Below are 20,470 nucleotides of genomic sequence, written 5' to 3' on the forward strand. Positions count from 1 at the left end.
GTATTTTCGGGCTTAATGTACGCGCAGATGACCGGTAACTTCTTCCCTATCGTGATACAACTGCTTGAATTGAATATCAACTTTAAAGCCAGCCTTCTCCAATTCCGTACGGATACGCTCTTCGCATTTTTTTACTTCCATGTAGCGTTGCTTCATCGGTAATTTCAAATTAAATATAGCTTCGCGACAATTAGCCTTGGTAAACCATCGAATGATCATGCTGGTCACGCGCGCAGGTTTATCAACAATATCGCACACCAACCACTGCACCGGTTTTTTCGGTTCGTACAAAAAACCATCGGTCAAAATGTGCAATACCTGACCAGTCTCCAGCAAGTTTTTATCCATCGGGCCATTATCTACTGCTTCAACATACATTCCGCGCTGTACCAGCTGCCAGGTCCAGCCGCCCGGTGCAGCACCAAGATCCACCGCTCGCATACCGGACGCTAAACGTTTATCCCAGTCATCAGCCGGAATAAAGTGATGCCAGGCTTCTTCCAATTTCAGCGTTGCACGGCTGGGCGCTTCCTTCGGTAAACGCAACCGGGCAATTCCCATCGGCCAAGGTGACGAGTTGTAATTGGGGATAACACCCAGGTAAGCTTGTGTACCTGAAATAAAAACCAGGTGTAACCGCATATTACTGCCCGGTTGAAATAATTTGTTTGCCTTAAGTGCCTTTTCAAACGGTGCAGTAAATTTTTTACTTAAACCGGAAAGCTCTTTACCTTCATTAGTATCAATAGTTTCAATGACCAACTCACGGGTTCGCGGAAGCGCTTCAGCGACTGCCAATAATGGCGATACACGATCAGTGACTGGTAAATCCTCAATCAATCCCGCGCTTACAAACCATTGGCGAGCAAAGATAAATTTGGTAAAGCGCAATTGCTTGGCAATCAAATCAGCACCATTCGGTTCGTGCGTGATAAAGACTACATAGGCACTGCTATCTTTGGTTTTGCTATAACCATAAATGCCCAATTCACCGGCCAAGTCAGTAATTTCTGCCGCACACTCTTTTTCGAAACCGGCACGACAATGTAAAAATAAATGATTCACAGTTTTCTCATTAAGCTAATAGCATCATGAATATAAAGGAGCATTATTGCTCCAGGAGTTCAGCATCACGGCGCGATAAGATACTTACAGATTCGGTAGCAGTATCAAATACCACCACAATTTCACGGCGTTTTAATTGCTGTTTAACCTGTTCAACTTTAGTACTGAGTGATACTTCTTCCATACCGTAATCTGTACCCTCTCGGGTAATAAACTCTTCAATTAATCCCTGTAACGCACCACTCGATAATTGTTCAAAAGGAATAATCATCTGCTTTCTTTCTACCTGTTTCTGAGGAAACTAACCTATGGTGCAATAGCCGTCTTGTCCAGTTGCGACAAGCAGAGTAATCTTCACTTCATCCAATCTGGCAACATATTTACCTAACAATAAGGAATCACCGTGAATACACAACTGGTTTTAACTGTTCTCTGCGATGATCGCCCCGGTGTTGTTGAACAACTCGCACAAACCATTAGCGAACACCATGGCAACTGGCTTGAAAGCCGCATGGCACAACTTGCCGGAAAATTTGCTGGAATCCTTCAAGTGGCGGTAGCCGATGCCCATCAGAACGAATTGCGCACTGCCCTGAATGAGCTGGCGAGCAAGGGCTTTAAAATTGTTGTCGAAAACGCCGTTAGCACCAGCAAGCCGGAATGCCGCGAATTTAACTTCAGCGTTGTGGGTAATGACAGACCGGGGATTGTACGGGAAATTGCCCAAGCCTTTGCTGCCCGCCATATTAACATGGGTGAGCTGGAAACGGCATGTTCGAGTATGCCTTGGTCCGGAGAGCCCCTGTTCGAAGCAACCGGGATTATTGAGGTACCCAAATCAGTCGATATGAACGAGCTTTATGACTATTTGGATAAAATTGCCGATGAACTGGCAGTGGATATCAGGTTGGAATCATCGACCGAAAAGCCTTATGCATAGAACTCCACCAGACCTCGAATAATAACTCAGATGGAAAATAAGCAGCTTAAGGCTGCTTATTTTTTTCCAGCAACTTTGCATCAAATTTTTCCAACTCGATATTAATTGCCTTGGTTGAAATATTAACTTCGTAAAACGAAAAGGTTAATGACACCACCAACAGCAACAGGCTAACCGCAAACAAAAATTGTCCGGTCAGGTGCCACCCCAGTAATAACGAAAACATTGACATAGTACATAACACAAATGAGAGCACACCGTAAGCCTGCATTTGGCGAATGACCTGTACCCGCAAACGCAAATTATCTATTTGGCGCACGACCACATCTTTTGAATGTGCATCTTCAAGATTGCTTAACTGCCGGATAACATTGGTCAGTACCACAAAGCGATTGGTGTAGGCCAGCATCAATAATGAAATTGCCGGGAATAATAAACTCGGGGTGGTAATGGTCATTTCCATAGGTACATCGTCTCGGTATGACTATTGAAATTTTTCACGCCAATAGATTACACGGTCATGACCGCGGTAGCTACCGAAGCCAAAGCGCGCAGTGGGCAAACTGGTATCCGAATAATTACCATCTTGATTCCAATCAAATCGCAGCCAGGGATATTCAGTTAAATTTATATCTACATTAAATTGACCTTGCGCACTATTGGTAGGGGCGGTAAAAAAATGTCCCGCATCACCGCCACTAAAAGAAATATAATTGTTTGTTGGTAAGCCAAATGGATAGGTGCCCGTAGTTTGACCACCACTCAATGGCATTACAAAAACCCCGGGTGATAGACTTGTTCCGTCGATATGACTGTACTTAACATAAATGCGATCAATAGTCGTGCAACTATCGCTACCATTTCTTATAAAACGCCCCTCTCCGGTAGTAGTGTTTGTTGTAATCCAATACTCCGTCAAAAAATTAACAGGCAATGCAGCGGTTTCTGGACCAAATGCATCATCCAGGCGTAAACGGCCGTACCGCATATTGAATGTCGATCCCAACTTAATTGCAGTACACGATGATCCACTGCAAATACCTGTTGAAGCTGCATTCATATCTAAATTTTGCAAACTGCGCGCATCAAAAGTATCAGTTAATTGCAAACCCACCTGAAGACTTGCATAAGGACCATCAGGAATTTGGCCAGGAAGAAGGCGACTAAAAGTAGCTGTAGTTGAATTAATCGATAACGCACCGGCAGCCCATGTATGGGTTGCACTATCTGAGAAGCGTGATAAATTTGTACCAGAATCTGCATTTTCTGTTACGTAATTAATCGTTGGCATAGCCCCATAAGCCGGGATGTAATTAGTTAATTTATTATTTGCAAGACCTCTGGCCTCTATCGAGTAACTCAAGTTCAGTGGCTGTTGCATGTAGGAAAATACGCTGCAACTAACATTTGTAAGCGTAGGATCAATCAATGTGAAATGATGGGGATAAAAACGTCCCGCAACAATATTGCCATCGCTAAAGTTGGCAATATTACCTGCTGATAAATAATCGTTATCACTTAACGCTGGCATAACTCGAATGCTACCTGCCTGATCCCATTGAATGCCAGCATTGACATAAGTTCCCGCCGGGGTTGCAACAGCAAAACTGCCCGTGTTAATTAACGCGCTTAATGTGCCTCCTACAGGATGAACCAAAGTCGATGCGGTCAAAGAAATCGCATCTTTTTCTGATGCAGTTTCATTTCCGAAATTCGGCGTAATGGCACCATTCGCATTGCGCGCCTGTACAGACACTTTAAATTTTTCACCCGCTACGATAAATCCATTACCACTGTTAGTCGTTTGTGGTGTTGGAATATCGGATAAATTAGTAATACTACTCACAGCTAACGTATGAGGCTTTACCACAAATGGATTGCTACTACCCGACAACGTTAATGCCGGATCAACACCCGATGCAGGAATCGTTAAACGACCGTGCACTGTCACCTGACCAACATCAGAGTAATTGATGGTCATCGGTGCTTCCGCATTGGCATTAAATGACAAATTAATATTGCTGTATGTCACAGGAGCAGCATTATTATTCGGTGTAATCGGCGAACCGTTGACTGTAAATGATTGTCCTGCCACACATGTGATGGGATTGTTACAAGTGAACGCCAATCCAACAGGCAATGTGCGTGAGGTCACTTTTGCTTCACACACACCCGTTTTTGGATTGGTACTGATTACTTTGGCAATTGCATTACCGTTTACACCAGCAACCTGGGTAGGAATATTTGCAAGCGCAGAATTAAGCGCGATCCTTAAAACTGTATCAACAAAAGTTATATTGGATGTACCTGTCGCCGTTGCGCTGTTGGCATCAATCCTTAACACGGAGGGTGTTGTCTGTTGCAAATATTTTGTAAAACTGGATTCGTTGCCACTGAAAACATAGGTATTCCCTCCCACCCAAGCACCTGTGGCAGGTGTAGTGCTTAATATTACCACTGTGCCACTGGGAGGATTGTAAACAACACCAGCGGTATTCCGTGCAATCACTGTTACAGGTTCCGCAGCACAAGTAATACCTTGCGCATTATTAGTAATCAAATAACTCCCTGGTGTTGTTACACAATCATAAAGACCAGCATTTGATATTGGCGTCGATCCCCTCGGAATAACTGTGTAGGCACTACTGCCCGGTGTTTGCCAAAGTAATTGTGCTACTGCAGAACCAGCATTTTCATAAAATTCCATAGTGATTGGATAATTATTTCCTCCCATTAAATTCACGGCTGCACTGGTATGTGTCGCCACTGAATGATCATTCCATTGGTTAATTATTAAATCTCCATTTACAGTTAAACGCACACCATCATCAGAATTCGTTTGAAAACGATAAACACCGGATTGTGTAACACGTAAATAACCACTCCAACGGACTGAAAAATTATTATCACCAATCCCTGCTGGCCCAGGGGCACCGGTTCCCCAATCAAAATTAATCGGACCATCAAGACGGGTTGCTGTTATCGGTGCGGTTAACGTTTGGTTGTTAAAATAATTACCGGTAATCCCTGCCGACAAATTGGTTGGGCACGAACTGATTGGCGGGACGACAACAGGTGTACACTCATATAAACCCGCTCCCATGGTAGGTAATGGCCCACCGGGAATCGCTACATAAGAAGTTGCGCCGGGCAAACGCCAATGCAACCGTATGACTGCATCACCACCGCTTTCGTAATACTCCAGCACAATGGTATAGGCGTTACCGGCAACTAAAAGGATATCGGCGGTGGTATCCGTTGTTGCTGAGTGATTATTCCAACGATCAATCACCAAATTGCCATTCACATATAAACGCACGCCATCATCAGATACCGTTTGGAAACGATAATTACCTGACTGGGTTACCCGCACATAACCCGTCCAGCGCACAGAAAAGTTATCGGCATTGATACCGTTTGGCCCAGGTGCAGCGGCACCCCAATTGAAATCAATCGGAGCATCAGAACGCGATGCAGTTGAAGGTTCAGTGAGACTAATGTTGTTGTAATAATTGCCGGTGATACCGCTGGATATTCCCGCAGGGCAATTCATCGGCGGTGGAGGTGTAGCACCACAGGCATTTGCAGGAGTTGAGTTAGGTAAACATGTTCCATAAATAGTAGCGCCATTAGTTACATTTACCGTTGAACTACTGGCGGCTGTTAAATTGCCATAGACAATAGAATTGTTAACATTAATTTCATTGCTGGTAGTGCTGACATTCACGGTAGAAGATGCTGAACCCAATACACTGCCTCCCTGGATCGTCACTCTATTCGCGCCTGAAATACTGCCGCTGGTCATGACTACACCTGTCAAGGTCATCGCATTACCCGATGTCATGACAAAATTACCGGCCAATGTACCGCCGGTAATTGACATACCGGATTGCGCTGTTGCACCACCACTTAAATTAGTACCGTTAGTCGTGATGGTATTACCGCTACTCCTGACCAATCCCGTCACTCCGCCACCAGCGAGGTTGATATTACCGTTGGTAGTGACTGTGCCATTAACAGTAGTTCCTGCCAGAGTAATAACACCGTCGCTAGTAATATTGCCCCAGATAGTAGTAGTCGCTGATGCGTTATAGGCCCCATAAGTGGAAACCAGATTAATCCGATTCGCAGAAGAACCAATAGTATTGTTATTCAGCGAAAAACCGTTGTTGGCAGAAATAGTAATGTTGGTGTTAGATGTAAGGACATCGCCGGCCGCTAATGTCACACGGCCATCACCGCCACAGGTGTATGTTGTTCCACTCACGCTCCAACCGCTGCCGCCAGTGCAAGGGGGATAGGAACCGGTAGAAAGATTGTAAGTGGCCGCATTGGATGCACAGCAAAATCCAATTAATAAAAAGACAAACAGCCAGTGTATTTTTTTACAGATTGGATAATGGAAAAAATGAAATATTATTTGCATTTATTCCTGCTCCCGATAAGCACCAACTTCAATGATTCGCTCGGCGCGATATTGGTCTTGTCCGCAGGTACCATTACTTCTCAACGTATAAAAGCTTTTCGTTACACCCGGCGCAGATGTAAGCAAATAATTAGCGGCATTTCCATGGACACACGCACTGCCGTCTTGATAAAGACAAATACAGGTTACCCTGACTGTACAAATTTGCAGGCCACTTACGCCAGCAAAATTATGGTTGATCGCCATATTGGCACAAGTTTGGTCTGTCACTTGGCGAGCAGTGGTTGATAAAAATAACGCCTGCATTCCACGCTGCGCACCGCTTTCTGCTGCATAAAATGCCTGGATATTAGTAAATTCCTGAACAGTGGAGGTTTGAGTTTGAATACTGGTGCGCGAGATTGTCAATGCAAGTACGCCCATCACTACCAATATAAATAGTGCGAGCGGCAGCAAAAAACCGCGCTGATACCGGTTGTTATTTCTATATACGAAATTAGGGAACATTGCGGATCAATACTCCCTGGGTAAAAGTAACCGACTCGCCACCATTGGAAAAATCTAATGAAATATTAATTCGAGTATTGCGATTTTCACTACCCATCTGCAATGAAAATGGAGTTGTCGCAGAAACATTGCGCGCAATTATGCTGGCACCTGCCCCCACGGAAACATCATTTTCGGAAATCGCCAGGCCTTGATAAAAATGTAATTCAGTGCCAACCACACAAAACGCCTGAGGATTATCAAGCAAATAATAGCGCTTGTTGATAGAATTACGTTTCCATTGTTTTTCAGTATCCAACGTAATTGCTCCGCTTAAATATCTTGCTCGGGAGGCATTAGTGTTATAAATTTCTTCGGGACTCATAGCACCTATGGTGACATACACAGGCGACCCGAAGTCAATATTCACAGGTGAGGCATTAATAGTTTGACTGGGTGCCGCAAGATTTACTTCATCAGGAACGGGAGTAAAATAATTTCCGCCTGCGGCTATAGGCATAAACTCAATACAGCGGCCACCGTTAGTCGTACGCACAGAATAAGGCAAAGCACCGCGCAATTGCCTTGACATCCGTTCCAATGCCTGCCGTGCAGTATTAACCAGCAATGCGCGGGTCTGGGTGCTCTGGTAGGCCTCGGTCGTTTTTACAACAAACCCTGTGCCGATAGTGGCAAGAATAGCGAGCAGTACCATCACCGTAATTAATTCAATCAAGGTAAAACCAGATTGGATAACGGTCATTTTTATTGAAACTTCCCTATTTTTACACAGGCAATTTTTCATTAAAAATTGGCTCGTTCAGCGGACAATAAAATGGTTTCACCGGTTGGCGTGGTTACACTCACCGTAATCAATTTAATATTGTTATTGGTTGTTACGGTAACACTGCGATTATAACCGGGATAAGGAGCGTCACTCCAACCCCGGTAATCATCAACATCATTCATATTGGCATCGGGAGTATCATCACAAGCAGCGCATGCGGGAACACCGCCGGTTGGTGTATTTTCAGCATATTTCAATGAAAGAATTTCATCGAGTTTTGATTGCGCAGCCTCCAGCGCTCGCACACGCACAATAGGATCAACATTATTAATTGTGGCCTGCCGATAAACACCCACCAGCGCAAGCAAAGCAATACTTACTACCACAATAAATACAACCATCTCAATCAGACTAACACCCAATTGAATGCAGAGTTTTTGTTTGAATGAATTAGTTGGCAAAGGCATAACCACTCGCATCTACTCTGACCTTCGCGGAAACACCACTGCTATTACCTGACCCAGTCAGCGTAATATCAGTTGGTGTTGTTCTGCCTAATTTATCGTAAGCAAGATTGACAGGTGTGAGGGTAACACCGGCAGGCATGGCTAGAGGATAATGTGTACTTGATACAGAAATAGGCGCTCCATTTTCATTGACGCTGATCGAATTAGAGGCAACTACTAGAGTAATATTCGGTCGCATCATGGCCTGTTGCTGCGCAAAAAATAAGGCCGCGATGAGATCATCGCGGCCTGACTGCACGGAAGTAGTTCCAACTGAACCTAACCGACTAAAAAGCGTAATCGATAAAACACCTACCAGAATCATTACAGTAACTAGTTCAATTAATGTAAAGCCTCTGTGCGTTTTTTTCATGAATTTTCATGGTTTCGAATTGCAAAATTATGGAGTAACCCCGTAGGCGGTAAAATTGGCAGTTTTACCTTTGTAAGTAACTGTACACACTTCTGAGGCTTTTTCTGCAATAGCGGTTGTGGGTGTAATAACATAAGATCCAACAGGATTGGGTAAGCCTCCATCAAGTGCATTTGCCACATCAGGACATGAAGCTACTGGAACTAACGGAGAAGTTATTGTAAGACCTGCATCATTAGCAATATTATTTGCATGATTCAGGGCCGATGCACTTGCCAATGCACCTGCCACGCCTTTTACCGCAGCATCTTCCGCCGCAGCCGACAAGTCCACAAATTTCGGAATGGCTGTCGCCGCCAAAATCCCGAGAATCACAATTACCGCAATTAATTCAATCAACGTAAAACCAGATTGCTGTTTCATAAACAAAGCTCCGCACCAATAAAAAGAAAATAGTGAAACAATATATACCTGGCTCAATACGACAGAGCCACGCTACCGCTTTAATGCATCGCTAACACTTACAGTGCCTGCGAACAAAAACGCATTTAGTTAAATCGAATATAGTCAAAGCTATCAAGAATGCCAGTTTATAAGTTAATTAATGTTAAAGGATTAATGCCCCGCTGATATAAAGATTAACCTGCCATCCAGAGGGTAATAATCAAAATAGGCACGTCGATCAGTAGTTTCATAGCGGCAGCTATTGGGCTGCGCAAATGAACGATAATCCCTGCTACTATCCCCTCCTTCGCCTTTTGCTATAGGTGAAGGGTTTTGTAATAGTAGTTGCCACAATTGATAGCAATCATCATCCGTAGGTTGATAGTTATTGGTAACTGGTCCGAAAATGGAGGCTGGCCAGCCTTGCGGAGAAAAATAGAGCGCTTGCCCGCCAATATCGAGCTGCTGTATTGGTCCATTTTGGTTGGACACTTTCTCTATTATTAACTGAACCCTGCTGTTGGCAGCGCCAGTCATAAAGTGGTGAGATATAATTTCCATACGTAAAATTCGCGCATCCTCTGCCATTAAGGAATAACGGCCAAATGCGGCAAGCGCGACAATCGCGATAACGATCATCACCACAAAAAACTCGAATCGCCCATGGTGGTAAGTCTGGATCAAAAGCGCCTCACTTTTGAATGCTGTACATATCCCACATGGGCAGAAAAATACCCAAGGCAAGCACAGTGACAAAACCGGCCATAATCACAATCATAATCGGCTCAATTCTATCGCTTAACTGTTTTACATCGTATTCCACTTCGCTTTCATAAAAAGCAGCCACTTCAGCCAGCAACGCATCTACCTGACCACTCTCCTCCCCTACTGAAATCATTTGCAATACCAATGGTGTAAACATACCGCTGACTAAATGAGTTTGGAATAATCCTTCACCACGCTCTACACCAGCGCGAATACCGCGGATTTTATCGCCGAGATAAGGGTTATCCACGGCGCGTGCGCTTAACTCCAATGCAGTGGAAAGCGGCAAACCTGCATTGAGCATCAAACCAAATGATCGAGCGTAGCGAGCAAGGGACGCGCGTTCGATAATATCGCCAATCACCATCAGGCGAAGCTTCTTACGCCCCCACACCCTGCTTCCTTCAGGTGTTCTTATGTAGTGATATGTCCACGCAACCAAAGCAGCAACTGCAACTAATAAATACACCCAGTAATTGACAAAAAAATCAGAGATGCCAATGAGTATTCGCGTTGGCAAAGGTAATTGCGCACCAAATTTGGAAAACATACCAGCAAAAGCAGGAATCACTTTTATATTAATAATGACAATGGCAATTGAGATTGCAATCAACACAAAGGATGGATAACGTAATGCTGTCTTAATACTTTTAATCGTATTCAGATCTCGCTCCATATAGTCGCTCAATTGCTTAAACACTAAATCCAAACGGCCGGAATTTTCTCCGACATTGACGAGACTGACGAATAAATTATTGAAAATTTTAGGGTGAGCGCGCATAGCATTCGATAACTCAACCCCGGCTTCCAAACGCTCAACAATATCATTCAGTGCTTGCTGGAAGGTATAATTACGCAAGGATGCGGCCAAACCACGCAATCCTTTCACCAAAGGAATGCCGGCACGGGTAATGGTATGCATTTGGCGGCAAAACATAATCAGTTCCACTGCTTCTACACGCCCACGATTAGTGGCACGCGCGAAACGCTCGGATAAGCTCAACTGTTCGATGAATTCTTTGATTTCGACGGGCGTGACGCCGCGTCCCAGCAATTGGTTAACCGCCGCATCCTGACTGGATGCATCCAACTGCCCACTAATTAAACGGCCTTCAACATTACGACCTTTGAATTCATAAAGTGCCATAGTCAGTATTTACTCATCATCTATTGCAACGAATTAAATTTCGTCAACCTGTGCCGAAATACTCATTACCTCTTCAAGTGTAGTCAAACCATCAATTGCATAACCCAAGGCAGCCTCGCTAAGGGTGACAAAATTGGGAACTTCGTTTGCCGCGCGCGTAAAACCATTAATATCATTCATACGCAGTGCCTCTGCCATTGCTTGATTTAATTCAAGCATTTCAAAAATACCGATCCGTCCGCGATAACCCGTATTGTGACAATGGGGACATCCAGCACCTTGTTTAAACGGAACGCTGCTAAAATCACGCTCCTTTCCTATTGCTGCCAACAATTGCTGTTCATTTGCATCAGGCGTGTAAGATTGAATACAACTGGTGCAAATCCGACGGATCAATCGTTGCGCAACAATTGCTTTAAGCGCCGTTGCCACCAGGTAACCATCAACACCGATATCCATTAAACGTAAAGCAGATGTCACTGCATCGTTGGTATGTAATGTCGATAGCACCATATGACCGGTCATGGATGCACGCAGCGCAATTTCGGCAGACTCGGCATCGCGGATCTCGCCTACCAATAAAATATCCGGGTCTTGCCGCAAAGTCGCACGCAAAACATTAGCAAAATTTAACCCGATTTTTTCATGGAGTTGAACCTGACTAATACGTGGCAAACGGTATTCAACCGGATCTTCTACCGTAATGATTTTTTTCTCGGGTTTATTTAATTCCGAAAGTGCACCATACAGTGTAGTTGTTTTCCCGCTACCGGTAGGGCCAGTTACTAACACCAAACCGTGTGGACGAGTAATAGCTTTGCGGAAGCGATCAATTAAATGTGGCGGCATACCTACATTATTTAATGGGCGCACACCATCGGTTTGATCAAGCAAACGCATAACTACTGATTCACCGAATTGAACTGGCATGGTAGAGATACGCACATCGATATTGTGGTGCTTTACTTTCAAATTAAAGCGACCATCTTGAGGCAAACGCTTTTCCGAAATATCCATGCCTGACATTAATTTCAGTCGCACCACTAATGCAGAGGCAATACGTTTTTCATTCATTACTTGCTCAAGTAATACACCATCGATACGATTGCGAATACGTAACACTTTTTCATCTGGTTCGATATGAATATCCGACGCTTTGGTGTTGATTGCTTCTTCAAATATTTTTTGCAGGAGTTTTACTACCGGCGCTTCGCTATCGGTTGCATCTGCCGCGAAATCCGCCAGATCCAATGCCGACTCTTGCAGTTCCTCATCCAATTCACCCGCGAGCGTGGCAATTTCACTTGCGCGCGTATAAGCGATATCAAGAATATCCAGCAGCTCTGATTCGCGAACCACTGCCGGCTTGAGGTTTTTCTGTAATATGCGCTGCAATTCATCCAGGCAGAAAATATCAGTGGGATCTGCCATGCCCAATAACAGACCATCAAAATCCTCGCGCAATAACATCACACGATAACGGCGTGCGCTGGTTTCGGGTAGTTTTTGGACCAATTCACGGTCAAAGCGAAATTGCTTTAATTCAACGAAAGGAATATTGAGCTGCGCGGATAATAGACTGAGTAATGCGTTTTCCTCAACATAACCCAATTCGACCAAGGTAGCACCCAGCTTGCGCCCGGTCTGCTTTTGTTCCTGTAGCGCATGCTGTAATTGCGACTCGGAAATTATATTCTTCTCGACAAGCAAATCGCCAATACGAATACGTTTTTGCGAAAATGTGTTCATCATAACTATTTAACCGGTTGATACTGTTCCGTGATTATTGCTGCAACGCAGCAATACGCTGCTGGACATACGTGCGAACTTGTGGCTGCAAATCTGCATATTGATTTACACGCTGGAAAGCTTGTGCAGCCACCTGCGGTTGGTTGAGCGCATCCTGCGATAAAGCAAAGCCCAGCCAATAAGCAGGCTTATCGCCGAACACACTCAGCAAACGACGATAGTGATTCGCCGCTTCTAAATGCAAACCGGTACGCTGGTATAAACTTGCTAATAGAGCGCGGTAATTTTCATTTTTCCCAGCGTCCTGTAAATGGGCTTCCAGCAAAAGAATTGCTTGTGCATCCTGTTGTTGAGCAACAGCAACCTTGGCTGAATAAAAAGTTTTATCTACAACCGATAAATAGGTAGCTTGTTCCAGTAATACGTGAGCGGCACCAATATTTTCCTGTCCGACGAAAATATCGAGAAGTGCTTTCATTGACTCGCGTGGTTGTTCCGCTGTAGCAATAAACTGTTGAAGCTTTTCTACAGCGACATCAGTTTGCCCTTGCGCCACTAACAGCATGGCTTGTTCCGCCTGCTGCTCATCCTTCCATTTAGTATTAGGTGATATAGAAAGTCGGGATTCACCCTGCTCGGCTATGAGCTGACCAAACGGTTCCTTAATACTTACTGATGACGGCTCTCCTGCAGCAACTGTCTCCGTTGCCATCTCATCTTCAACCCATTGATCCGCAGCTTGAGCGTTCAACTTTAACGTTGTTACTTCATGCTCAGTCGCTTCAACGTTATCAACAATCTCGGTATCTGCATTGTGGCTTGCATTTGCTACCACCATCGATAAATTGGTTATGGCCGACTCCAATGCCGAGATACGCTCTCCCAAATCCACTCCAACCTGATTATTTAATTGATTAGTGGAAACTGAGTCTGAATTTAATACCGCTGGTTTTTCTTGAACTACTGGCTGGCTAGTTGCGATTGAGCTGAAAAGAACAACAGGTTCAACAACAGAATTCGCAAGAGCATCCGTATATGTTCCTGGTTGAGCAAAAAAATCCAATTTCCACAAACCTAATACTGACAATACCAACAAAAATACTACGAGAGTTGGCACCAGCGTACGCGGCAAAGGTTTTGCTGTACTAGTGTTGTAAAATAATTCGCGCGGTTCCTGCGCATTAAAATCCAACTCTTCTTGCCGGGCTACACAAACAGTCTCACTCGCTTTTTGTTGATGCGACAAATCCCGCAACATGTCATTAAGTAAACTCATTAAATACTCCCCAACAATCCCGGGGTAAACACAATCCCGGCAGCTGCACTTGCAGCTAACATCGGCCACAACCAATAATCACGGCGTGCCAGCCAACGTCCCAATGAGCGGCTTTCGGCGGTATCGGAAATTGCCCGTACCATATGGTTGCGATTGACACGCCCAGCGGCTTGCCCATAGGCCGCAAGCATAGCCTTGTGTGCCATAACATTAATAAGTCGCGGAACACCGCCGGAGGCTTTATACAAAAGTCCAATAGCGGAATGTGAAAATAAAGAGGCACCGCGATACCCCGCTGAACTTAAACGGTATGCGAGATAATCGGGTAAACTGGTTTTAGGAATAGTTTGTAAATATTCTGAAAATACAATTCGCTGCTTAAGCTGGCGTAGATCCGGGCGATCCAGTAACTCATCCAGTTCCGGCTGCCCAAACAATACGACCTGCAGCAATTTGCTTTTTTCGGTCTCCAAATTAGTGAGCAAACGCAAGGCCTCTATCGTCTCACGCGGCATTGCCTGGGCTTCATCGACCACTAATACAACTTGTCGCTTTTGCTGCGCAAGCTCAACCAGACGCAGGTTAATATCTTTTAATAATTGGTATGAGGGAATTTCTGGCGAATAAGCGATGCCGATTTCTTCAGCTAAAAACCACTTGAGTTCGTCAGGTGTAAGAAAGGGATTAGGTATATAGGCAGTGATAAAGTTATCACCAAGACTGGCCAACAATTTTCGGCTCAGCAGTGTTTTTCCAGTGCCTACTTCACCTACAATTTTTATAAATCCTTCGCTATGGCGCAAAGCCAACAACAACGTACTTAATACTTCGCGATGACTTTGACTGCTGAAATAAAATTGTGTGTCGGGCGTTAATGAAAAAGGATGCTCCTTCAATCCAAAGTGTTGACGATACATGGGAAGCCTCTCATGCCAGCAGTAACCTGCTTGCTATCTGTTTCTGTACACAATTGGCAGCCATTAGGGGTTTCTGTAAGCATTGCCCATCTGCTGCATATTACTTTGCGCCTCCTTGAGCTGCGCGTCCCAAGAACTATCGTCCACTACTATAGGGCGCAGCAAAATAACCAGCTCTGTCTTTGAACTCATCTTACGTTTTGATCTAAATAATGCGTTTACGACGGGAATATCCCCTAACAAAGGGCGCTTTCCATTTGCATTGTCGTTGTATTCCGTCATCAAACCACCCAAGACAATTACTTGACCATTGGCAGCTTTTACGATGCTGTCAGACTCACGTATACCGCGCAATGCCAAAGGTAAGGCAAACTCCTCGTCGCCAACAGTGAAAACCTTTTGTTGATCCTGAACGTTACTCACCACCGGATGAATATGTAAAACCACTTCACCGTTTTCCGATATTTGTGGTGTGACATCCAAGGAAATACCGCTAAAGAAAGGTGACAATTCAATATTCGGAGTGCTGGTTATCGATGCCGCATTCGATGTCGTGTTACTGGAAATACCTGTTACAAAATATTCATCCGAGCCAACACGGATGACTGCTTTTTGATTGTTAACGGTAGATATGCGGGGACTGGAAAGTACTTGAACAGCACCTTGAGTTTCCAATAAAGATAGCAGCTTGGTTATGTCTGTCACCTGAATTAAACCCGCTACTGTACTGCCGATATTATTTCCATAGAGTAAGGGATCAACCGTTGGACGAAACTCGCCGACCAACGCGGTTGAGCCATCGGTATTGATAGGAAACCCATCTTGAATGTTTTTGGTGGCTGTTATCTGTCCGCTAATCGCCCCCCAATTAACACCCGCTTCAAAACCTTGATTCAAACGGACTTCTAAAATTTTTGCTTCCAAAATTACTTGGCGCTTGATACTTAACTGTGAACGCTCCAGGAAATCACGTACTGCACTTAATTCATGCGGCATCGCTTTGACTACCACCATGCCAGCCTGCGGCGTGATCATGACAGAACGATTTTCACTTTCGCCACCAATAATGGAAACCAGAGTTTTTTTAATGGAGTTCCAAAAATCAGTACGATTCAACGTTTGTACGCGTGATCCTGGTGATAATGTGGCACTACCATTCCCGCCACTTTGCTGCTCTGCGTTTTCAATCATCCCCAGCAGATTGGAATTCTCATCAGCACCATTGCTATTTCCACCGGAATTGGAATTGCTATTAGATGTCGGTGAACGGCCAATCATTACACTGGTGTCTGAGACACCAACCCGCTGCACATCGAGATAATTAATTTGGAACACTTCCGTACGCATAGCATTGGCATAGATAGTATAAATGCCACGATCCCTTTTAAATTCATAACCATAGATATCGCGCGTAACACGTAACACTTCATCCACAGTTACATTTTTTAGATCAAGCGTCACAGTGCCATCCACTGCCGGGTGTACAACTACGTTAACACCAGTACCATTTACCAGACCAAGAAAAAAATCTTTGGCAGGTACATTACGTACAGAAACATCAAAGCGCTCATAATTGTTTTTTGTCGAACTATTTGAAGCTATAGATTGATTGTCAAGCAGTGCTTTATTCACTTCCGGCGGCACAGTTTTAGCGGCGGCGTTTTGTTCGCGTTGTTGTTCAACAATTTGATCCATTGCAGTTTCAGTAGCCAGACGTTTATCACTGGTATTCGTTGAACTGCATGCACTCAACATGAATGCTGTCAGCATAAAACAGGATATTTTTTTAGGGTTGGTGAACATTCGTCACTGCCTCGGTTATTTTGTTCAATCGATTAATGCCGTTTCACAATGTTAGGGGATAGCCTCAACACCCGGGTTTGGCCGGCCTGTTGCAGCACAACTATCTGCGTTGAAATTTGTTGTACTTTCACATTGCCCGTTCCGGGCACTGTTTGCCCTTCACGCAGGGTATTGCCATTAATAATGGCCAATTTACGCTGTGGACTGATTAAAATGGAATTCAAGGTAAATTGCTGCACACTATTATTGGTTGCGCTGGTTGCAACATGCCCTAAAGGCGTGGTCGGGTCACGCACATCAAGTGCCCCGGTTTCATTCGCCAGGGCGTAAGCACTGAATAACAATACACAGAAGGAACTTGCGATGATTTTATACACCTAACAGTCCCTCCTCTGAACTCAAGGTAAATACACGGATATCAATCTCCGCATTCGGATATTGCTTGACGGTGTAATCCAAAGATTCCCAATAAAACTTCCATTGCAGTGCTTCTATTTCAGTCATCAATTGGATTAATTGCGAATAGCTTCCTGCAACACGAATCAATACACTGTGTTTATAAACGCCGGTTCCCCCTGTGGCTGTTGCTCCTGAGTTTTTTACATCGGGCGTTGCTGCAACCAGTTGCAATTCAGTGGCGGCCAGTGTGCGCACCTGCAAGAGTTTTACAATGGCAGTGCGCAACAGGACTTCCTCCAACACTTTAGGCAGTTGCTCCGCGCTGATTAACCCTTGGGATAAACCGGACAAACGCGCTTCCACTTCGGAAATACGGGCGTTGAGAGTGCGAATCTCGTTGGTTTTGGCGATAGCCGGATCGCTCGCCATTGCCATCGCCAACGTGCTGATTTGTGTTTCCAGTGTTTTTTGTTCACCGGCAACTTTTACGGCTTCCGCTTGTAAAGCATTGCGCTCGCGATCAAATTTGGCTTGCACCAGAAAATTCCACACCAGAAAAATCAGTGCTAACAATGTAAGAAATATCAGCACGCGCTCGCGCAACACACGGCTGTCGATCTTTTCCAACATATCGGTAATTGCCGGTGGCATTAACGTGCACCTCGCCCTTGTTTATTTAATTCAAGCAATGTCTGCACTGCGGTTTTTGTTTCTGGCTCACTGCCGGTTGCCGCTGCTTGTCTGGCGAGCGAGAAATCAAACAATCCCTGGTTATTTTTTACCGGCTCAATATCCAATACGCCAAACGCAGCCTGGGCAAAGACAGGTTCGCTCCGCAAACGCTGGATATACAGGGGAATTTGATCGGCCGCGCGCGTTTTGCCTGCAAACTCGGCATAATTACCGCCCTGTTGCAGCGAAAAAACCGCGAGGCTTAGCGTATCCAACGACTGCCGCCCCAAGGCTTGCAGATGGGCAGAAAAGCCGGTGTTGTTACCCAAATTTTTATTGGCGATGATATTAAAAATTTGTTCGCGACGGTCCAGCTCCTGGGTTAATTGCACAATTTGCCCATCCAACTCCGCCAGGTTATTGCGTGGGCGCTGTTGCTCCAATTGGGTAATTTTTTCCTTTAATTCTTGCAACTGTGCACGGCTTTGCGCCAAAGCCACTTCTCGCTCACGATTGGCACTCGCGCTCAGTACACTGACAATGATCAAAACCACAATAAATAAACCCAAGCCCCACAACATTTGCACACTGCGCAGCGGTTCGCGATTGGGTTGGAATTCCGGTAAATATAAGTTGATTTGCTGCATATCAACCCTGCCCCACTTGATCTTGGCGCAATGCGGCACCTATTGCGTGCAATGATAATGAAAGAACATGCTCGGGAATTGACTCATCAATTTGCACACCCGCGCTGATATCCAATACATTTATGGTGACAGCCAAGGCGTTACGGATTTCGGGGGTCAGTTTATCGGCAGTGACATTTTCACCGCAGAGATAAATGTGGCTCGGCGGAACCTGGCGCATTTGCCGCTCGAAATAATCCAGCGAGCGCTGCAGTTCAAGTACGAGAGCTTCGCCGGGTAAATCGTCTAATAGACCAGCGTTATAGGACAGCGAAAATTGACGCGATAAATATAAATTGCCATCGCGAATAATTTGCAGGCTGCCACCACCTTGTTGCAACTTCACTATGGCGACGCCACGTTTGGTGTCGCAGCATGTCTCAGCAAGATTGCGCAGTACTAATTCGGGAATATCAATATTTTTCAGCGTAAGACCGGCGAATTTGGTTGAAGCGACGAGGGATTCAATATTTTTGCGCTGGGTAGCAACGGCATATGCCATGCGGCTGGTGCCGCGCGCGCTATCTTCCGGCAGTAGAAAAGCATCGATAACCGCTTCTGCAATCGGGAACTGCACCAGGTCTTTAATCCGCCAGCGCAATGCTTCGGCTAATTCCTCTGCGGGCACTTTTGGCGCCTCACCTAAAATTAATTGATAGTTACCGGCACTCATAACCAGATTGCAGGGAGCACCCGCTAATCCCAATTTAATCAGGCGGGCACGTAACAGGTCAGCGATATCGATACCGGGTTCAGCAGGCAAAAAGTCGCAGCTCACCAGATAAGGTTGCTGGGTCGCAGGACGGCGAATATGAGCGAAAGCGACTCCTGCGGAACCGAAGTCCACACCGACAATTTCATTTTGACGCTTCCCGCCGCGCAAAACGCCAGTTACTTTTTCAACAAGCTGTTTCAAATCTGGACTCTCGAATCCGGGTTTCTGAGATAATTCCGTTGCTACAGATTTGTAGCGAGCGAAAAATATTTTGCAGAACAGCTAATAACTCTTGCTTATAATTGACGCCAGAAACATAACCGTTAACCAAAAACATAGACCATAAAGGTGCAAAAAGCCAAATGCTGCACATAGTTCTTTTTGAGCCGGAAATCCCACCTAACACCGGAAATATCATTCGGTTGGCGGCAAATACTGGCTGCCAGCTCCATTTGATCGAACCATTAGGTTTTAAATTGGATGAAAAGAGCGTAAATCGCGCCGGAATGGATTACGCGGAAATACAGGATTTGCGCCTGCACAGCAGTTGGGAGCAATTTCTGGCTGACGAAAAACCAGTGCGAATATTCGCCCTGAGCACCAAAGGTACTCAATGCCACAGTGGGGCCAGCTTCCAGTCGGGTGACTATTTATTATTCGGCCCGGAGACGCGCGGCCTGCCAGCCAGCATTCGCGAATCGCTCCCAAGGTCTCATGTGCTGCGCATCCCGATGGCACCTAATAGTAGAAGCATGAATTTATCCAATGCCGTCGCAGTGATGGTTTATGAAGCCTGGCGCCAATTGGGGTATGCTGGCGCGCTTTAGGAGCCGATATATATCGCCCGTATAGAGAAGATGTTATGAGCAAGATCCAGATTTTTGTCGGCACTGTGTATGGCGGCGCCGAACAAGTAGCCGAGATATTGAGCGAAGAGCTGCGCAAACTCGGACATGAAGTGAGTACGAATACCTATGCGCGCGCTGAAGATCTGGCGCGCGACCCGGACGAAGTTATCCTGCTGTGCCATTCCAACACCGGTTCGGGCGAGCTGCCGGACAACATCCAACCACTTTATCTGCACCTGACCCGCGATTACCCGCGCATTGCAGGTCGCCGCTATGGCGTGGTCAATCTGGGTGATAGTAGCTACAGCACTTTCAATGAAGGTGGAAAAATGCTTGATGCCGCCTTTGAAGATCTTGGCGCCGTACGTGTTGGTGAGCCATTGGTGTTGGATGCCTGCACTGGTGATGACGAAGACGCCATGTCCCGCGAATGGGTGCAACAATGGGCGGCACTGCTTTAACGCCA

Annotated in this window: 22 protein-coding genes; 3 read left to right on the plus strand and 19 right to left on the minus strand. The window is 45.3% G+C overall.

The genetic code is table 11. The features are described 5' to 3' along the window. Positions 1–12 precede the first annotated feature (12 nt). A complete protein-coding gene (gene rlmM, locus AC1RJL_RS06590; RefSeq protein ID WP_492912148.1) occupies positions 13–1,065 on the minus strand; it encodes a 23S rRNA (cytidine(2498)-2'-O)-methyltransferase RlmM in 1,053 nt (350 codons plus the stop codon). 43 nt (positions 1,066–1,108) lie between these two features. Next, on the minus strand, positions 1,109–1,336 hold the full coding sequence (locus AC1RJL_RS06595; RefSeq protein WP_492912150.1) for a YheU family protein: 228 nt from the start codon (positions 1,334–1,336) through the stop codon (positions 1,109–1,111). Positions 1,337–1,468: 132 nt separating this feature from the next. Here AC1RJL_RS06595 and AC1RJL_RS06600 point away from each other — a divergent pair, with 132 nt between their 5' ends. Beyond that, positions 1,469–2,005, plus strand: coding sequence for a glycine cleavage system transcriptional repressor (locus tag AC1RJL_RS06600; protein ID WP_492912152.1), 537 nt, complete (start codon positions 1,469–1,471; stop codon positions 2,003–2,005). 46 nt (positions 2,006–2,051) lie between these two features. Here AC1RJL_RS06600 and AC1RJL_RS06605 read toward each other — a convergent pair whose 3' ends face one another. The 17 genes from AC1RJL_RS06605 to AC1RJL_RS06685 form a co-directional block, all read right to left on the minus strand. Beyond that, complete coding sequence (locus AC1RJL_RS06605; protein WP_492912154.1) at positions 2,052–2,468, minus strand: DUF2721 domain-containing protein; 417 nt, start codon at positions 2,466–2,468, stop codon at positions 2,052–2,054. A 21-nt stretch (positions 2,469–2,489) separates the two neighbouring features. Then, positions 2,490–6,431, minus strand: coding sequence for a PA14 domain-containing protein (locus tag AC1RJL_RS06610; protein ID WP_492912156.1), 3,942 nt, complete (start codon positions 6,429–6,431; stop codon positions 2,490–2,492). Next, positions 6,432–6,938: a pilus assembly PilX family protein gene (locus tag AC1RJL_RS06615; protein WP_492912159.1), complete on the minus strand. Its 507-nt coding sequence runs from the start codon at positions 6,936–6,938 to the stop codon at positions 6,432–6,434. After that, positions 6,928–7,680 carry a prepilin-type N-terminal cleavage/methylation domain-containing protein gene (locus AC1RJL_RS06620; protein WP_492912161.1) on the minus strand — a complete coding sequence of 251 codons (753 nt, stop codon included), beginning with the start codon at positions 7,678–7,680 and terminating at the stop codon, positions 6,928–6,930. The genes AC1RJL_RS06615 and AC1RJL_RS06620 overlap by 11 nt, the downstream gene beginning before the upstream one ends. Positions 7,681–7,721: 41 nt before the next feature. Continuing rightward, a complete protein-coding gene (locus AC1RJL_RS06625; protein WP_492912163.1) occupies positions 7,722–8,171 on the minus strand; it encodes a type IV pilus modification PilV family protein in 450 nt (149 codons plus the stop codon). Then, a complete protein-coding gene (locus tag AC1RJL_RS06630) occupies positions 8,155–8,583 on the minus strand; it encodes a pilus assembly FimT family protein (RefSeq protein ID WP_492912165.1) in 429 nt (142 codons plus the stop codon). Before AC1RJL_RS06630 ends, AC1RJL_RS06625 begins: the two co-directional genes overlap by 17 nt. 27 nt (positions 8,584–8,610) lie before the next feature. Further along, positions 8,611–9,063, minus strand: a complete 453-nt coding sequence (locus tag AC1RJL_RS06635; protein WP_492912167.1) for a type II secretion system protein — start codon at positions 9,061–9,063, stop codon at positions 8,611–8,613. A 135-nt stretch (positions 9,064–9,198) separates the two neighbouring features. After that, positions 9,199–9,711: a hypothetical protein gene (locus tag AC1RJL_RS06640; RefSeq protein WP_492912169.1), complete on the minus strand. Its 513-nt coding sequence runs from the start codon at positions 9,709–9,711 to the stop codon at positions 9,199–9,201. A 7-nt stretch (positions 9,712–9,718) separates the two neighbouring features. Beyond that, a complete protein-coding gene (locus tag AC1RJL_RS06645) occupies positions 9,719–10,939 on the minus strand; it encodes a type II secretion system F family protein (protein WP_492912171.1) in 1,221 nt (406 codons plus the stop codon). A gap of 33 nt (positions 10,940–10,972) precedes the next feature. Continuing rightward, positions 10,973–12,691, minus strand: coding sequence for a GspE/PulE family protein (locus AC1RJL_RS06650; RefSeq protein WP_492912173.1), 1,719 nt, complete (start codon positions 12,689–12,691; stop codon positions 10,973–10,975). Positions 12,692–12,722: 31 nt separating this feature from the next. Further along, on the minus strand, positions 12,723–13,964 hold the full coding sequence (locus AC1RJL_RS06655; RefSeq protein WP_492912175.1) for a tetratricopeptide repeat protein: 1,242 nt from the start codon (positions 13,962–13,964) through the stop codon (positions 12,723–12,725). Next, positions 13,964–14,881 (minus strand): ExeA family protein, encoded by a 918-nt coding sequence (locus tag AC1RJL_RS06660; RefSeq protein WP_492912177.1) that lies wholly within the window; start codon positions 14,879–14,881, stop codon positions 13,964–13,966. The genes AC1RJL_RS06655 and AC1RJL_RS06660 overlap by 1 nt, the downstream gene beginning before the upstream one ends. A gap of 63 nt (positions 14,882–14,944) precedes the next feature. Further along, the gene (gene mshL, locus AC1RJL_RS06665) at positions 14,945–16,684 is read right to left on the minus strand and encodes a pilus (MSHA type) biogenesis protein MshL (RefSeq protein ID WP_492912179.1); all 1,740 of its coding nucleotides are present in this window, start codon (positions 16,682–16,684) and stop codon (positions 14,945–14,947) included. A gap of 32 nt (positions 16,685–16,716) precedes the next feature. Further along, on the minus strand, positions 16,717–17,061 hold the full coding sequence (locus AC1RJL_RS06670) for a hypothetical protein (RefSeq protein ID WP_492912181.1): 345 nt from the start codon (positions 17,059–17,061) through the stop codon (positions 16,717–16,719). Continuing rightward, the gene (locus tag AC1RJL_RS06675; protein WP_492912183.1) at positions 17,054–17,734 is read right to left on the minus strand and encodes an MSHA biogenesis protein MshJ; all 681 of its coding nucleotides are present in this window, start codon (positions 17,732–17,734) and stop codon (positions 17,054–17,056) included. Before AC1RJL_RS06675 ends, AC1RJL_RS06670 begins: the two co-directional genes overlap by 8 nt. Then, the gene (locus AC1RJL_RS06680) at positions 17,734–18,402 is read right to left on the minus strand and encodes an MSHA biogenesis protein MshI (RefSeq protein WP_492912185.1); all 669 of its coding nucleotides are present in this window, start codon (positions 18,400–18,402) and stop codon (positions 17,734–17,736) included. The genes AC1RJL_RS06675 and AC1RJL_RS06680 overlap by 1 nt, the downstream gene beginning before the upstream one ends. Position 18,403: 1 nt before the next feature. Beyond that, the gene (locus AC1RJL_RS06685) at positions 18,404–19,357 is read right to left on the minus strand and encodes an MSHA biogenesis protein MshI (protein WP_492912187.1); all 954 of its coding nucleotides are present in this window, start codon (positions 19,355–19,357) and stop codon (positions 18,404–18,406) included. A gap of 161 nt (positions 19,358–19,518) precedes the next feature. On the opposite strand from AC1RJL_RS06685, the gene trmL reads away from it, so the two are divergent. Beyond that, positions 19,519–19,983: a tRNA (uridine(34)/cytosine(34)/5-carboxymethylaminomethyluridine(34)-2'-O)-methyltransferase TrmL gene (gene trmL / locus AC1RJL_RS06690; protein ID WP_492912189.1), complete on the plus strand. Its 465-nt coding sequence runs from the start codon at positions 19,519–19,521 to the stop codon at positions 19,981–19,983. Between the two features lie 35 nt (positions 19,984–20,018). After that, on the plus strand, positions 20,019–20,465 hold the full coding sequence (locus AC1RJL_RS06695) for a flavodoxin domain-containing protein (protein ID WP_492912191.1): 447 nt from the start codon (positions 20,019–20,021) through the stop codon (positions 20,463–20,465). Positions 20,466–20,470 lie beyond the last annotated feature (5 nt).

The organism is Cellvibrio sp. GW822-FHT04B05 (genome assembly GCF_058800985.1).

Coding starts and splice junctions, on each gene's coding strand:
- AC1RJL_RS06655 (WP_492912175.1), bottom strand. CDS start 13,964: ATGAGTTTACTTAATGACATGTTGCGGGATTTGTCGCATCAACAAAAA.
- AC1RJL_RS06610 (WP_492912156.1), bottom strand. CDS start 6,431: ATGCAAATAATATTTCATTTTTTCCATTATCCAATCTGTAAAAAAATA.
- AC1RJL_RS06650 (WP_492912173.1), bottom strand. CDS start 12,691: ATGATGAACACATTTTCGCAAAAACGTATTCGTATTGGCGATTTGCTT.
- AC1RJL_RS06595 (WP_492912150.1), bottom strand. CDS start 1,336: ATGATTATTCCTTTTGAACAATTATCGAGTGGTGCGTTACAGGGATTA.
- AC1RJL_RS06625 (WP_492912163.1), bottom strand. CDS start 8,171: ATGCCTTTGCCAACTAATTCATTCAAACAAAAACTCTGCATTCAATTG.
- AC1RJL_RS06615 (WP_492912159.1), bottom strand. CDS start 6,938: ATGTTCCCTAATTTCGTATATAGAAATAACAACCGGTATCAGCGCGGT.
- AC1RJL_RS06680 (WP_492912185.1), bottom strand. CDS start 18,402: ATGCAGCAAATCAACTTATATTTACCGGAATTCCAACCCAATCGCGAA.
- AC1RJL_RS06605 (WP_492912154.1), bottom strand. CDS start 2,468: ATGGAAATGACCATTACCACCCCGAGTTTATTATTCCCGGCAATTTCA.
- AC1RJL_RS06675 (WP_492912183.1), bottom strand. CDS start 17,734: ATGCCACCGGCAATTACCGATATGTTGGAAAAGATCGACAGCCGTGTG.
- trmL (WP_492912189.1), top strand. CDS start 19,519: ATGCTGCACATAGTTCTTTTTGAGCCGGAAATCCCACCTAACACCGGA.
- AC1RJL_RS06620 (WP_492912161.1), bottom strand. CDS start 7,680: ATGACCGTTATCCAATCTGGTTTTACCTTGATTGAATTAATTACGGTG.
- mshL (WP_492912179.1), bottom strand. CDS start 16,684: ATGTTCACCAACCCTAAAAAAATATCCTGTTTTATGCTGACAGCATTC.
- AC1RJL_RS06645 (WP_492912171.1), bottom strand. CDS start 10,939: ATGGCACTTTATGAATTCAAAGGTCGTAATGTTGAAGGCCGTTTAATT.
- AC1RJL_RS06630 (WP_492912165.1), bottom strand. CDS start 8,583: ATGAAAAAAACGCACAGAGGCTTTACATTAATTGAACTAGTTACTGTA.
- AC1RJL_RS06660 (WP_492912177.1), bottom strand. CDS start 14,881: ATGTATCGTCAACACTTTGGATTGAAGGAGCATCCTTTTTCATTAACG.
- AC1RJL_RS06695 (WP_492912191.1), top strand. CDS start 20,019: ATGAGCAAGATCCAGATTTTTGTCGGCACTGTGTATGGCGGCGCCGAA.